Source organism: Mycobacterium sp. (assembly GCF_004298145.1).
Lineage (GTDB): Bacteria > Actinomycetota > Actinomycetes > Mycobacteriales > Mycobacteriaceae > Mycobacterium.
Genome location: NZ_SCRH01000038.1, coordinates 208503 through 223198, shown reverse-complemented (window position 1 = coordinate 223198; position 14696 = coordinate 208503). Strand labels below are relative to the sequence as shown.

Below are 14696 nucleotides of genomic sequence, written 5' to 3'. Positions count from 1 at the left end.
GCGGGTCACACCGTGAGGTTGAAGTTGGGGTTTTTGCCGTAGACCGACATCGCGGTCAGTACGACCACGACAACGATGGTGATCAACGACAGCCGCATCGAGCGGCCGACCGCTTCACCGACGCCGACCGGCCCGCCGCTGGCGGTGTAACCGTAGTAGCAGTGGGTGGTCATCACGACCACGGCGACGAGTGTCACCTCCGCGAACGACCAGCCGACATCATTGAGCCGCAGGAACGTATGGAAGTAGTGGTTGTACGTGCCGATGGACTGCCCGTAGAGCAAAACCGTGGTGACTTGTGCGGACAGGAAGGCCAGAGTGATCGCCAACCCGTAGAGCGGGATGATCACGACGAGACCGGCCACCACCCGAGTCGACGCCAGATAGGCGACCGACCTGATACTCATCACCTCCAGGGCGTCGATCTCTTCGCTGATGCGCATGGCACCCAATTCGGCGGTGGCGCCCGCGCCGACCGTCGCGGCCAGCGCCTGACCGGCCGCGACCGGTGCCACGAAACGCACGTTGACCATTGCGGCCAGGAATCCGGTGAATGCCTCGACGCCGATGTTGCCCAACGACGCGAAGCCCTGGATCGCGACCAACGAGCCCGCGGACAGGGTGATGAAGCCGACGATGGCGGCGGTGCCGCCGGCCACGGCCATCGCGCCGGTGCCCATCCCCATCTGGGCGACCATCCGTACCAGCTCTCTGCGGTAGCGGTGTAGGGCGTAGGGAATCAGGCCGATGGTGGTCAGCGCGAACCAGACCATCTGCCCGATCTCGACCAGTGGCCGGGTGGGGGTGTCCCCGTAGCGATGCAAGACGGCGGTTGTCCGCGGGAACCGGACGCGCAAGGCTGCCACCGTCGCCATGTCAGCGGCCCGTTCCGAACCGGACGCCGATGGTGGTCAGTGCCGCGTTGACCGCGAACAGCGCGATGAAGCAGAGCACCACCGTCTCGTTGACGGCGGTGCCCAAACCTTTGGACCCACCGCGAACGATCAGCCCCCGGTAACAGCCGACCAGGCCGGCGATCAGCCCGAATATCGCGGCCTTGACGAACGCGATCACGACCTCGGGCAAGCCGGTGAGCGCCGTCAGCGTGGAGAGGTAGGCACCGCTCGAGACGTTCTGCAGGTACACGCTGAAGAGGTAGCCGCCGCCCAGACCCACGCCGATCACCAGACCGTTGAGCAGGACCGCAACGACTGTGGAGGCGATGACGCGGGGCACCACCAGCCGATGGATCGGATCAATGCCGAGCACCTCGAGCGCATCGATCTCCTCGCGGATGGTCCGCGCACCGAGATCGGCGCAGATGGCAGTGCCCCCTGCGCCGGCGACCACCAGCACGGTCACAATCGGGCCGAGCTGGGTGACCGCACCGATGCCGGCGCCGGCACCGGAGACGTCGGCGGCACCGAACTCGGCCAGCAGGACATTGAGCGTGAAAATGAGCAGCACGGTCTCCGGGATGGACACCGCGATAGTGGGCAACAGCGACACCCGCATGAGGAACCAGCCGTTCACGATGAACTCACGCCATTCGAAGGGCTCCTTGAGGGCTTTGCCCGTGAGTACACACATCCGGAAGAACCCTCCGGCCACTTCCGCACCCGGACGAATTCTCTGGCCTACTTTGCTGGCGAACAGGTGCGAGGTCGTCATCCGTGCTGCCCCTGACGTGACGATCCGACGAGTCGCAAGGTCTGCGCTGACTGTCCGAGCGGATCGCGCACAGTTGCGGGATGAAGATCTCGATTCCGATTCAACCCCCGGCGCGTCGAGCGGTTATATTGCGGGAATCGCTGTACCGCAAAGCGTTTCGAACATTGCTCGAGTGACGACAACTTCGGGGTTCTTAGCCCCAGGTTCCGGTTCGACAATGCTCCGAATTCGGCGCGGCGTGCCGCATCGCCTCGTTCCCGACGGCCGTCGACCAGGTGATCCCCCCGACCGGCACTCCGGGACCGTGCTTTCAACTCCATGCCGTCCTCGTTTGCGCCACGCGGTAACTATGGCATTAGACCGTACGGTCAGTCAATAACTTTGGGTTGTCGGCGTGTGCGCCACCAGGAACGCCGCGGGCATCATCTGGCCTGCGCCGGGGTATCCGCTCTGTTACCAGGCATTTTGAGCTGTGATCGCCTGAGTCTCGGTCCGTACCAAAACGCGTCGACAGGGAGGCCTGTGGTATGTAGACCGACCGTCCGTACAGTCATTAACGCCTTTGTGATTTGCGCTCGGCGAGGTCGGCTAAGGAGGGGCCAAGCGCCTCACGCGGGACGTGGTAGGAGCCCAAATCCCTTTCCGCGTAAGGTGTTCGAGGCTATACGGTCAATCTAGGGGAGTCGTGACCGCGGTGAGGCATTCGCGCACCACCGAGACGACGTCCGCGGAAGGGTCCGCCCACTTGCGCAGGCCCAGACGGTCGAGCAGCAGTCCGCCGAGGAACACGTCGACGAAGGCCGCCCCGACTTGTTCGGGCGTCCGGGAACCGGCGGGATCGAACCACACCCACATCCATTGCAGCGATCCCCACAGCTGCAGCGCGGCCAGTTCGGCGTCGACGCCACGGAACACGCCGCTCGCTATCCCGTTGCGGATCTCGTCAATCGCGAGGATCTGCAATTGATGGCGCAACTTTCGCACTTGATGCATGGCCGGGTCATCGAACAACTGGACCACCTCGCGCTGGCTCGCCACCGTCGCATCGCGGGCCACCACTTGCAGCAGCGCGGAGGCGTAAATGATTGCGGCGATCCGCTCGTGCGGCGCGGGGAGACGTGCCCATGCCATCTGTAGCGCATCGAGTTGGCGGACAAGGTGGGTTTCCTCGAGCTCCCGCAACATCTGCACTTTGGTCCCGAAGTGATGAACGATGGTGCCCTTCGACATGCCAAGCTCATCGGCGATGTCACCCATATTCGTTCTGTCGTAGCCGCGTTCGGCAACATAGCGGACAAACGCGTCGAAAATCTCGCCACGCCTACCTGGCGATCGGGGCATCTTTCACCTTCGCTCAAACTAACCGTACGAACGGTCTATCATAAGTTTCGCGATGTCAAGATCCCATGAGCTGGGCGACAGGTATTGGGTGACGCCGGCCGCGTGAAGCCGCAGTGCCGTTGGCGCCTCCGGCGATCGGGTCCCGAAACCCTTCGACCTGCCGTCCAGAACGGCGTGTGAGAAGCCGCTGCGAGCAGGTCGGTCCGACGGGGTCAGCCGGGGCTACAGCGCCCTGGGGCCACCGAATCTCTCCGGCGCGGTTACGACATACGTGTTCGCATTGGCCGCCGGCTTTATCTCACCGGCGGTGTACACGGTCATGAGCTCTCTGCCGTCGCCGTCGGCGACGCATACAAAGGTATCCGTCTCGGCGTCGTACTCGAAGCTGTCCCAAGCCAATACGAAGGCCAAGCAGTTGCCGTCGCGGTCCGTGATGACGAGCTTGTGGACCCCGGACTCCTTTAAGAGCTGGGCATCCTGCGAGCGATGCCGAGGGCCGTGGCTGGTGTGGAGCGTAGCGTGTGACATCTGTGTACTCCCTTAGCGAGGGTGTCTCCGTCTAGCCTAGGCTCAACTGCTCACGTAATCCGAGGCTTTGCCGGAAACGTTTCTCGCCGAATATCACCACGAACAGGGCCCTAGGGCCCCTGTCAAGGGGTCGTAAGTCGCTTCCCCCGCCGTTCGCGACGACCGGTCCACCGTTACGCGCTCGGACGACGCCGCGAACTGGGGACGGTAACGGGTGACGGGGATCTGGGCCGCACCGCCACCAACACCGCCCCGGCGAAGAACACGCCCGCGGCCGGCCACGAGAATCGCCCGTCCGGTGCGAAGCCGCCCTGGGCCAAGAGGTGCAGTCCAACGGCGGCCAGGACGGCACCGGTCAGCATGGTCGCCTCGGCCCAGCGATCACCGAGCGGCAGGCCGAACGTGGGTAGCGGAACCGCGAAGAACCGCCGCTGCCACCACAACAGCAGCATTTGCGTCGCCGTCACCACGCTGAGGATGGTGATCCACTCCAACCGGACCAGCCACCACGCCGCCGAGCCCTCGGGTGGTTGCGGTATCAGCCCGGCCGGATACGCGACGATCGCGACGATCACAACGGGAATCATGTGCCAAAGGTAGAGGGCCATCACGTTGTTGTTGGCGGTCGACAACACGCGCTGCACCGGCCGGTGGTGTAGGACCCGGTCGAGCATCGCCGCGAATGCCATCGCCAACCCGGCTTGGGCACACGCGAACGCCATCATCGCCATCGTGGGGGGCGTCGTGTTCTCGATCGCTTGGCCCGGAACGCCGATCATGCTGACCGGATACGGTCCCACTCGGATCAGCAGCGCCAGAGCGACGGTCGAACCGGCGGCGAGCAGCACCGGTCTGCGGCCGGCCAACAGCCCACCGTGCCAAGCGATCCCGAGCTGGTAGAGCAGGCCCCAGCAGAGCAGATAGTTCAGCCAGCCGACATAGGGGACATGGCCCCCGAGCGAGACGGCGTCGACCAGCGCGACCCCTGCGGCCAGCACCACCGGCACCATGAGACCCCAACGGTTCTGTGCCGCAACGGCAATGGGTGTCAGTGACACCACCAGCACGTACACGGCGAGGAACCACAGGTGCATGGCGACCGCCCAGCCCGCGTACTCGAGCACCGTGCCCGGTACCTGTCGGGCCTGCAGGGCCACCACGATCACCGAAACCAGCGCGACGTAGACCGCAGTGGGTCCCAGCACCCGAGCCAGCCGGTGCCGAATCCAGTCCTGGCGCGAGAAACTGTCGGCGTCGCGGCGGTGGGCCCAGGACACGGCTCCGGCGTAACCGGCGACGAAGAAGAACACTGGGACCGCCTGGAAAATCCACGTCAGCCATTGTGTCCAGGGCATGTCGAGCAGTGGGTTCTCGCGGCCGAATTGCCCGTCGCGGTAGGTCACCGAACCGGCCAGCCAATGGCCCAGCACGATGAGCACCACGCCCGACGCGCGGTAGAAGTCCACCGCCAGATTGCGGGCCGGTCGCGCAGCCGCTACGTCGTCCATCGGATCGCGGCAAGGTTGATGCGGTGCACCCGCGCAACGGTACCCGTCCCGTGGCGTGAAGTCGCTGGGCGCACAATGACTCCATGAAACAAGCTCGCCTCGCCAACCTGGAGGTCGGCTGCCTGGGCCTGGGGGCGATGGGAATGTCGGTCGCCTATGCCGGCGCCGGCAGCGACGACGCCGAATCGATCCGTACCGTTCATCGCGCCATCGACCTCGGTGTCACCCTGATCGACACTGCCGAGGTCTACGGCCCCTACGTGAACGAGGAACTTCTGGCCCGCGCCCTGCGGGGCCGGCGGGACCGGGTGGTGCTGGCCACCAAGTTCGGTCTCATCTCGCATACCGGCCGTGACGGACTCGACAGCAGCCCCGCCAATATCCTTCTCGCCGTGGACGGTTCGCTGCGACGGCTGGCGACCGACCACATCGATCTGTACTACCAGCACCGCCTCGACCGCCAGACCCCGATCGAAGACACGATTTCGGCGCTGGCCGAGCTCGTCGCGGCCGGGAAGATCCGGCACATCGGTCTTTCCGAAGTCGGCGTGGACATCATCCGCCGCGCGCATGCCGTGCACCCCATCACGGCCGTCCAATCGGAGTATTCGCTGTGGACACGCGACCAGGAAGAGGCGATATTGCCGTTGCTGCGCGAGCTGGGAATCGGGTTTGTCGCCTACTCACCGCTGGGCCGCGGCTTCCTCACCGGGACCGTCCGTTCCACCGGGGAGCTTCCGGACACCGACTACCGAAAGACCAATCCGCGTTTCTTCGACGAGAACTTCGAGCACAACCTGCGCTGCGCGGACGAAGTGCGCGACATCGGCGCCGAAGCCGGCGCGACGGCGGCTCAGGTCGCGTTGGCCTGGCTGCTGGCGAAAGGCTCTGACATCGTGCCGATCCCGGGCACCAAACGCGTCACGCGCCTGGAAGAAAACGTCGGGGCCGATGCGCTAGAACTGACCGCCGCCCAACTGGCGCGGCTCGATCGCCTCACCCGACCTGTGGGTGGGCACCACGCCGAGGCGCAAATGGCATGGATCGACCGCTAGTGGCCGGCAAGAAACTGGTGATCGGCGCCAGCGGGTTCCTGGGATCGCACGTCACACGACAGTTGGTGGCGGCCGGCGAAGACGTGCGAGTCATGTTGCGCCGCACCAGCTCCACCGCGGGCATCGACGATCTCGATGTCGAGCGCTGCTACGGCGACGTGTTCGACGACGTCGCCCTGCGCGCCGCGATGGCGGGCTGCGATGTCGTCTATTACTGCGTCGTCGACGCCAGAATGTGGCTGCGTGACGCGGCGCCGCTGTTCCGCACCAATGTCGAGGGCTTGCGACACGTATTGGACGCGGCCCTGGACGCCGACTTGAAGCGATTCGTATACACCAGCACCACGGGTGCTTTGGCGATCAGCGACAGCAGACCGGTCACCGAATCCGACCCGCACAACTGGGATCAGGGCGGCGCGTACATCGAAGCGCGGGTGGCGGGCGAAGACCTGCTGCTGTCGTATGCACGCGACAAGGGGCTGCCCGGCGTCGCGATGTGTATCTCCACCACCTATGGCGCGGGGGATTGGGCGCCGACCCCGCATGGCTCGCTGATCGCCCTGGTCGCCAAGGGCCGGTTCCCGTTCTATTTCGATTACTCGGCCGAGGTGGTGGGTATCGAAGACGCCGCCAGGGCAATGCTTCTCGCCGCCGAGCACGGACGCAACGGCGAACGATACATCATCTCCGACCGGTACATGAGCGTCCGGGAGTTGCACGAGATCGCGGCCACCGCCGTCGGCAGACGGCCGCCACGCATCGGTATCCCGATGTCGGTGCTGCGCGCCGGGGCGCGGATCAACGACCTGGCGGCGAGACTGTCGCGGCGCGACTTGCCGTTCGCCTATGCGGGAATACGGATGGCCGAGTTGATGTCGCCGCTGGACCACGGCAAGGCCACCCGTGAACTGGGATGGACGCCGGAACCCGTCGAGGACTCGATCCGCAAGGCCGCGGTCTTCTTCGCGTCGCGCTAGTCGATGCTGGCCAATGCCGCTGTGCCGTACTTCTTTTCGATCAATGCCCACGGGTCAGCGTAGGGGCCGCGTCCCTCCAGCCGGCGCTGCACCATCAGGATGGCACGCAGCGCCGGGCGCAAGATCGGGCCGAGCAGCCGCAGCACGATGCGCATGGGGCCCTGCGACTCGGCCAGCCAGGCCACGGTCTGCTGCCAGTCGTGCTCTTGAAAGTCGAGCAGCGCCTGCGCTTCGCTGGTGTCGTACCAGCCGGTGAAACTCCAGCCGCGGTCGTCGCCCGGGTCGCCGGGCAGGCCGGCCGACGGGCCGAGCGGGCCCAGGCCGGCTGCGGTCATGATGTCGTCTTGCAGGACGTGCTGTCGGAGCACGTACGTTTCGTTACCGCCGATGAGCAAGACCTTGCCGGAAATGGTCGCTTCGCGGTCGACGCCGTTGGCGAAGGCCAGCGCCACGTCGCGCGCATCCACCGCATGAATGCGGTTGTCGCTCGGCATCGAACGCATCAGCGTGAGGTAGTCACCGTTGATGCCGGCCTGGGTGTCCGGCGAGATGACGCCGGCGAGCCGGTAGAGCGCGTAGGGCAGGCCGCTGGCGCGGATCGCCGCCTCGGCAAGCACTTTGTCCTGTCCGTATTGATCGATCGGGTTGACCGGGGTGTCCGGGGTGATCCGCTCGGGCTGGCGGAAGGGGTTCCGCGATCCGTACACCGCGGCGCTGGACGCCATGAGGAACAGCGGCGGGCGGGGGAGTGCGGCGCAGGCCGCCAACAGGTTTTCGGTGCCACCGACGTTGACGCACCGGGCCAGGCCGGGATTGCGATACGACGGTGGGGAGACGACGGCGGCCAGGTGAACGATGGCTCCAGGCCGGTGGGCGGCGACCAGATCACGCACCGCGTCGGCGTCCAGCAGATCGGTGTAGGCGGGAACCAGCGTCCCCGGGTGCCCGGCGGCGATCAGTGCTCGTTCGACGGCGACGGTCTTGTCGTTGCGCAGATCCATCGCGATCACGGTGCGCCCCCGGTCGAGCAGGGTTTGCGTGCAGCGCCTGCCGATTTGGCCGAATGCGCCGGTGACCAGAACGGTGTTGACAGTCATGGGCGCGTCACTGATCCATCAGCCGGCCGGCCATTTTGCCGATCGCCGTGCGGATTCGGGGGGACGCATAGATCGAGAATAGTGGGGTCACGATGTCCTCGCGGAGTCGAGTTAGCTTGGAGCTCTTGATAAGCCACCGACCACCGATGTTTTCATAGGTCTCGTGGTAGTGGCCATAGCCGACCAGGGTTACCCCGGGCCCGAAACGCACGACGTCTTGCAGCGCCCATATCCCGCGCGCCGTCGTCGCCGACGTGAGCTCGATTTCGGGTGTGTGTACCTGGTGGGAGGTGGGTTGGGTGGGGCGGCCGAGTGCCTGGCGGGTGAACGCCACGAAGTCGTCGGCGCCGGCGATCACCTTGCCGCCCGCCTCGGATGTGTCACTGACGAAGTCGTCGGCGAAGATCGTTCGCCAGGCCGCCCAGTCCTTCGTGTCCAGGTAGCGGCAGTAGCGCGCTTTGAGCTGCTTGATGGATTCGATCGACGGCAGCGTGCCGGCGACCAGGCTTTCCGCGCGCTCTGTCATTGCGGCTCGATTCTTTCCGTAAGCGACTTGGCGTGACGTTTCACTGGCGAAGTGTAAACCTGTCAGCCTTTGAAGTAGACGATCTGATGTGAGGAGGCCAGCAGCCCGCCACCCCGCGCCCATAGCTGCGCGCTCTGGTCGAAGTAGCCACCGGCGAAGCGGTTGGCGTGGCCGGTGGCCAGCACGAAGTCGTCGCCCAGCGCGCCGAGTTGCTGCTGATCGGCGTGGAAGTACGTCGTCAAGGAGATCGTCCCGGACGGGATGAAGCCACCTCGCCGCAGGAACACCCGCGGGTAGAAGATGTCGCACAGTGCGGCCAGCGCCGGGTAGTCGACCGGGCGTCCCGCTTTGTCGCGGACCCACAAGGTGGTCGTCGATGACGGGCTCGGTTGCCCGTCCGCGCCGGCCATCGCACCCTCGACGAACCGCATGTCGTAGAGGCCCGTCCACGCAACGAAGCCCGGATCGCCGGCGGCGACCTGCTCGGGCGGCGGGGCGCTCGCCGCCCGAGCTTCCGTGTCGGCCCAGCTCTCGCGCCTGATCGCAAAGACCGCGGTGGCCGTGGTCTTGACCACCCCGTCCTGGCTGAGCTCGACAATCCAATGCTGGTTCGTGCGGTTGGTGCGCGCGGCCCGAAGCGCGATGTCGAAGTCGCCGTCGTCGATCGGTGCGGTGAAGTTGACGGTCAAGGCGAGCGGCTCCCCGATGCGATCGGGGCGCCCTTCGACGGCGGCAAGCATGGCGGCGGCCGTGATCCCGCCGAACGGTCCGACCATGTTGGCCCACTCCGGGTGCGTGCGACCGCGTCTGAGGTCCACGCTGACGGCGTCGAGGTGGATGGCTTCGTCGAAGGGATGTGGGTCAGTCATGTCGGTCCTTGATTGCCAGAACGTGGAGCGCCGTGAGGCCCAGCCGAACAATTCACCGCACGCTCCGGCACGAGTCGTCGGCAGACTACTCGCCACCGATCTCAGCGCCTGCCACGGGGTCGCCGCGCACGACCGGACGCCCTGCCGTCCCACCCGCACAACAGTTGCTGTACAGTCGCCCAGCACAAGGTCGACGCTCGAATGAGAGGCCATCCGTTGACTTCCGAGTCGGTCGAGGAATTCCGGAGCCGGGCCAGGGCGTGGCTGGCCGCGAACATGCCACGACGCGATCCGGCCACCGCGGCGCTGCTGGAGCGAGATCAGCCGCCGGCGTGGCACCGCGCTCGCGAGTTGCAGAAGCTCCTGTACGAGGGCGGATTTGCCGGAATCTGTTTCCCGCGCGAATACGGGGGGCTCGGGCTGAGCTACGAATACAAGAAGGCATTTGACGCCGAGTCCCTCGCGTACGAGACGCCGCTGCTACTCAACGTCCCGTCCTTCGGCATCTGCTGCGCAACGATTCTCGATACGGGCAGCGAGGAGCAAAAGCGCACCCACATCCCGGCCGCGCTACGCGGTGACGAGGTGTTGGTACAACTGCTGTCGGAGCCCAGCGGCGGATCGGACCTGGCGGGCGTCATCACCCGCGCCGACCGCCGGGATGGGCGATGGATCATCAACGGCGCCAAGACCTGGAGCACCTGGGCATTCGCCGCCGACTACGGGCTCTGCCTGGCCCGGACCAACTGGGATGTACCCAAGCACGACGGGCTGACGATGTTCCTGGTGCCGCTTCGGCATCCCGGAATCACGATCAACCGCGTCGAGCAGGTCAACGGTTCGATCGAGTTCTGCGAGGAGTTCTTCGACGACGTCGACGTGGGGGATGACGCCGTCGTCGGCGAACCGGGTAGGGGGTGGGAGGTCGCGTCGCGGCAGCTTTATCACGAGCGGCGCTGCATGGGCGACGGTTCGGAGTACACCAGCGGACCCGGAATCGCTGAGGCCGAAGATATTTTGGTCGACCTGCTGGCGTTGGTCGACAAGACGAACCAGCAGGACAGTGAACGCGTCCGGCAGATGATCGGGCGCGCTCTGGTCCACCGCACCGTCCACGGTCAGCTCAGCGAGCACGTCTTCCACGCGGTGGCCGGCGGCGCCCTGCCGCCGGCCGCCGGATCGATCATCCGGCTATCGATGGCCGCCGTCCACGACGTCGAAACGGACACCGCCCTTGCCGTCACGGGGACATCGGCCGTGGTCGAGGACGACGGCGGGCTGCTCGACATCGGGACGCGCTATCTGGGCCGGCAGACCGCCAGCATCGGCGGCGGCACCACCGAGATGGCGCGCAACGTGATCGGCGAGCGGGTGCTGAACTTTCCACGGGAGCGCGCCGACGACCGCGGCGTGCCGTTCAACCAGGTGCGACGCGGCAAAAGCTAAGGAGGCGAACGGAATTGAGTGACCGACTTCGTGACATCCGAGAGTTGGTGGGAGACTCCGACGCCTACCGCGATGAACTGTACCGCCGCTGGACCGGCCTGCTGAGTTACCGCTACATCGGCCGCAAACACTCGTCGATGAATATCGGCGAGGCCGACGACACCGTCACCATCCGCCGCGACATGCGCAACGAAGCGGGTGGAATCATGGTGGCGCCGTTGGCCATTTCCTCCCCGGAGGGCTGTCAGACCGACATGGTCGCGGTGCCCAATCCGGTCATCGCGTCGGTACAGATCGTCGACCCCGGCTTTGACGTCACACGGGTCGAGATCGTCGGGTCCGGCATCGTGCACCAGGGCCGCACCATGGGCTACGGGCGATGCACCATCGTCGACGCCGACAACCCGAACCGGGTGATCGCGTTCAACGAGGGGCAGGGAGCGATCATCGGCATCCCGCCCGAAGGCCTGGACAGAATGGATGTTTCGGGCACGGAGCTGGTGATCGAGGACTCTTCCGACCTACCTCCGCTGTGGCAGGCCTTCGGTGCCAGCCGTCGCGGCGACGGCCATTGGATACTGCCCGAACTCAGCACCGAACTCGCGTCACCGGATGCAGCGCTGCACATCGGACCCCAGCACGTCGTTCTCGAGACCGCCGCAATCGATCTGGCCGCCGAGGTCGCGGGAACCAAAAAGCTGCAGGTCGTCAGCTGGCATGTGATGTTCATGTCCCGCGGCAAGGTGGGTCCCTTCCGGGTCGAGGGCACCGCGCATCCGGGCGGGCCCGGACGCGTCGGCGTGCGGATGCTGCTGCACGACGAGGGAAACGCCGCCAAGGCCGTCACCTCTGCGGCGGCGGTGTTCGACATCGTCGGCTGAGCCGGATTCGGCGGCCGCATCGGGTGGGGGCATAACCCCGCACGACGGCCACCGACACTGCTGTCTCGCAGCATCACGAAGCAGACGTCAAGCGAGCGTCGGTGTCCCTACCTGTAGCCGCCACCGCCTGCCGCTTCGTTCGTCTAGGAGTTGATAGCACCGGCGTGGGAGAAGCGGGCTGCGCGACGGTGGATGCGGTGCGCGTATTCACGGGTGCGGTGCGGCCGGTCGAGCAGCCGCATCGGTTCGGAGTAGAACGCCTTTTTCGCCAGCTCCACCAGGGCCAGGTAGATGATCACGAACGCGCCGAGGGCGCCGAAGAACTGCCACGGCAGCGGGGTGAAGCCCAAGGCGCGCGCGAGGGGGGACACCGTGAGCAGCGCGCCGATCGCCACCACCGAAAGGCTGGTGACGGCCAGCCATCGGCTCGGCCGACTGCGGAAAAATGGCACCTTACGGGTGCGAATGGCGAAGATGATCAGGGTCTGGGTGGCAAGGGATTCCACGAACCAGCCGGTGCGGAATTCGACGGGCCCGGCGTGCAGAACACCGAGCATCAGGCCGAAGGTCATGAAGTCGAACAGTGAACTGATCGGGCCGAAGAAGAGCATGAACCGGCGAATGAACGCGACGTTCCAGTGTGAGGGGGCATGTAGTTGTTCGTCGTCGACCCGGTCGGTCGGGATGGCCAACTGTGAGCTGTCGTAGAGCAGGTTGTTGAGCAGGATCTGGCTGGGCAGCATCGGCAGAAACGGCAGCAGCGCCGAGGCGGCCGCCGCGGAGAACATGTTGCCGAAGTTGCTGGACGTGCCCATCAGCACATACTTGATGGTGTTGGCGAAGATCCGCCGGCCCTCGGCCACCCCGGTGGCCAGCACCCCGAGATCTTTCTCAAGCAACACCACGTCGGCGGCGTCCTTGGCGACGTCGGTGGCGGTGTCCACGGAGATACCGACGTCGGCGGCATGCAGTGCCAGCGCGTCGTTGACGCCATCACCCAGAAAGCCCACGGAGCGCCCGGTGCGACGCGCGACGGTGATCAGGTGGGCCTTCTGCTCAGGTGAGATGCGCGCGAAGATGGTGTGGTTCACTGCCGCTTCGGCGAACTCGTCATCGCCCAGGCCGTTGAGCTGGCTGCCGGTGATGGTGCCCTTGGATTCCAATCCGAGGTCGTGGCACACCTTTTCGGCCACCTGGGCATTGTCGCCGGTGGCGATCTTGAGTTCGATGCCCAGAGCGGCCAATTCGGTCAGGGACTGTCGGGCGGCGGCCTTGGGTTCGTCGGCGAATACCAGGAACCCGGCCAGCATCAGGTCGGTTTCGTCGTCGGCGCTGATCGCGGTGAGGTCGGGGGCGGGTTTGGCCGCGACCGCCACCACGCGGCGGCCGGCGGCGAACAGCCCGGCCAGGGTGTCGGCGGCGGCCGCGTCGGTCATCGGGCAGCGGGTCAGCACCTGTTCGGGAGCTCCTTTGACTACAAGGATGCGTTTGGCGCCGTCGTCGATCAGGGCCGACGTCGAGCGCCGGACGTGGTCGAAGGGCAGCAACGCCACCCGCTTGGCCGCGCCCACAATTGACTGGGCGTTGGGGGACTCCCATAGCGCGGTGTCCATGGGGTTGGGGCTTGCCCCGCCGTCGGCGAGGTCGACGTCGCAGGCCAGTAGCCCCAGACGCAACACCGAATCACTGTGTGCGCCTGCGGGATTGAGGGCGTCAACCAAGCTGATACGGCCGTCGGTCAGGGTGCCGGTCTTGTCGGTGATGAGGATGTCGATATCGCCGAGGTCTTCGATGCACACCAGCCGCTTGACCAGTACTTTGGCCTTGGCCAGCCGCCGCGATCCGGTGGCCAGGCTGGCGCTGACCACCGCCGGCAACAGTTGCGGCGTGATGCCGACGGCAATAGCCAGTGAGAACAGCACCGAGTCGATCAGCGGCTTGCGCAGCAGCAGGTTGCTGGCCAGGATAAGCACGGTCAGCGCGACCGCAACCTGCAGCAACAGATACGAAAAGCGGCGCAGCCCGATCTGGAAGTCTGTTTCGGGTTGACGTTCACCCAAACCGGCTGCGATGCGGCCGAATTCGGCGTTTCGGCCGGTGGCGTACACTACACCGACGCCCTCACCGGCGCTGACGATGGTGCCCATGAAAGCCAGATCCGTGCAGTCGGCCAGATCGGTATCAGCGGCCACCGGGTCCGGCGACTTCTCCGAAGCCATCGACTCACCAGTCAGGATGCTTTCGTTGCACTCCAGTCCGGTTGCCTCGAGCAGCCGCACGTCGGCGGGGACGGCGTCGCCCAGCGTCAACCGGATGACGTCGCCGGGAACCAACGCGGTGACGTCCAGAGCGACGAATTGGCCGTCGCGGCGCGCCACCGCGGTGTGGCGCATCCGCGAGTGCAGGGCCGCGGCGGCCCGCTCGGCGCGGTACTCGTTGAAGAACCCCAATCCGATGCTGGCAACCAGGATGATGCCGATGATGACGGCCTGCATCGAATCACCGAGAAAGTACGACACGATGGCGGTGCCGGCCAGCAGGATCAGCACGGCGTTGCGCAGCTGGCGCCCCAGCACCGCAAGCGCTTTGACGTGATGGGTGCGCACCGCGTTGGGGCCGACCCGCGCTAGTCGCGCCGCGGCCTCGGCGCTCGATAGGCCGTCCGCTGAGCTATCCAGTAGACCGAGGACCTGATCGGCCGAAGCGCCGACGGCCTGCCGGGCGGTCAGCAGCCGCCGATCGGCTTCGTCGGTGACGCTCGGTTTCATGGCCACGGTGCAACTCCCGGCCGGGTCGA

General features: G+C 66.0%; 13 protein-coding genes. 4 read left to right on the top strand and 9 right to left on the bottom strand.

Going from position 1 to position 14696, the window contains the following annotated elements; genetic code table 11:
* Positions 1-5: 5 nt before the first annotated feature.
* From EPN51_RS14735 to EPN51_RS14715, 5 genes are all read right to left on the bottom strand, one after another.
* Complete coding sequence (locus EPN51_RS14735) at positions 6-875, bottom strand: ABC transporter permease (protein ID WP_293043793.1); 870 nt, start codon at positions 873-875, stop codon at positions 6-8.
* Position 876: 1 nt separating this feature from the next.
* Positions 877-1671, bottom strand: coding sequence for an ABC transporter permease (locus EPN51_RS14730; RefSeq protein WP_293043791.1), 795 nt, complete (start codon positions 1669-1671; stop codon positions 877-879).
* Between the two features lie 669 nt (positions 1672-2340).
* A complete protein-coding gene (locus EPN51_RS14725; protein ID WP_293043789.1) occupies positions 2341-3012 on the bottom strand; it encodes a TetR/AcrR family transcriptional regulator in 672 nt (223 codons plus the stop codon).
* A gap of 222 nt (positions 3013-3234) precedes the next feature.
* Positions 3235-3540 (bottom strand): hypothetical protein, encoded by a 306-nt coding sequence (locus EPN51_RS14720; protein ID WP_293043787.1) that lies wholly within the window; start codon positions 3538-3540, stop codon positions 3235-3237.
* Between the two features lie 173 nt (positions 3541-3713).
* On the bottom strand, positions 3714-5048 hold the full coding sequence (locus EPN51_RS14715; protein ID WP_293043785.1) for an acyltransferase: 1335 nt from the start codon (positions 5046-5048) through the stop codon (positions 3714-3716).
* Positions 5049-5131: 83 nt separating this feature from the next.
* Between EPN51_RS14715 and EPN51_RS14710 the strand changes: the two genes are divergently transcribed.
* Positions 5132-6103 (top strand): aldo/keto reductase, encoded by a 972-nt coding sequence (locus EPN51_RS14710; RefSeq protein WP_293043783.1) that lies wholly within the window; start codon positions 5132-5134, stop codon positions 6101-6103.
* Positions 6103-7080, top strand: a complete 978-nt coding sequence (locus EPN51_RS14705) for an NAD-dependent epimerase/dehydratase family protein (protein WP_293044079.1) — start codon at positions 6103-6105, stop codon at positions 7078-7080. The genes EPN51_RS14710 and EPN51_RS14705 overlap by 1 nt, the downstream gene beginning before the upstream one ends.
* On the opposite strand, the gene EPN51_RS14700 is transcribed toward EPN51_RS14705, so the two are convergent.
* From EPN51_RS14700 to EPN51_RS14690, 3 genes are all read right to left on the bottom strand, one after another.
* Positions 7077-8177 carry an NAD(P)-dependent oxidoreductase gene (locus EPN51_RS14700; protein ID WP_293043781.1) on the bottom strand — a complete coding sequence of 367 codons (1101 nt, stop codon included), beginning with the start codon at positions 8175-8177 and terminating at the stop codon, positions 7077-7079. The genes EPN51_RS14705 and EPN51_RS14700 overlap by 4 nt on opposite strands.
* A 7-nt stretch (positions 8178-8184) precedes the next feature.
* Positions 8185-8703, bottom strand: coding sequence for a nuclear transport factor 2 family protein (locus EPN51_RS14695; RefSeq protein WP_293043779.1), 519 nt, complete (start codon positions 8701-8703; stop codon positions 8185-8187).
* A 62-nt stretch (positions 8704-8765) separates the two neighbouring features.
* Entirely contained in the window at positions 8766-9572 is an 807-nt protein-coding gene (locus EPN51_RS14690; protein ID WP_293043777.1) for a thioesterase family protein, read from the bottom strand.
* A gap of 216 nt (positions 9573-9788) precedes the next feature.
* Between EPN51_RS14690 and EPN51_RS14685 the strand changes: the two genes are divergently transcribed.
* Positions 9789-11018 (top strand): acyl-CoA dehydrogenase family protein, encoded by a 1230-nt coding sequence (locus EPN51_RS14685; protein WP_293044077.1) that lies wholly within the window; start codon positions 9789-9791, stop codon positions 11016-11018.
* Positions 11019-11032: 14 nt separating this feature from the next.
* On the top strand, positions 11033-11899 hold the full coding sequence (locus EPN51_RS14680; RefSeq protein ID WP_293043775.1) for a hypothetical protein: 867 nt from the start codon (positions 11033-11035) through the stop codon (positions 11897-11899).
* Positions 11900-12042: 143 nt separating this feature from the next.
* Here the strand turns inward: EPN51_RS14680 and mgtA are convergent, their stop codons facing one another.
* Positions 12043-14667 carry a magnesium-translocating P-type ATPase gene (gene mgtA / locus EPN51_RS14675; protein ID WP_293044075.1) on the bottom strand — a complete coding sequence of 875 codons (2625 nt, stop codon included), beginning with the start codon at positions 14665-14667 and terminating at the stop codon, positions 12043-12045.
* Between the last annotated feature and the right edge of the window lie 29 nt (positions 14668-14696).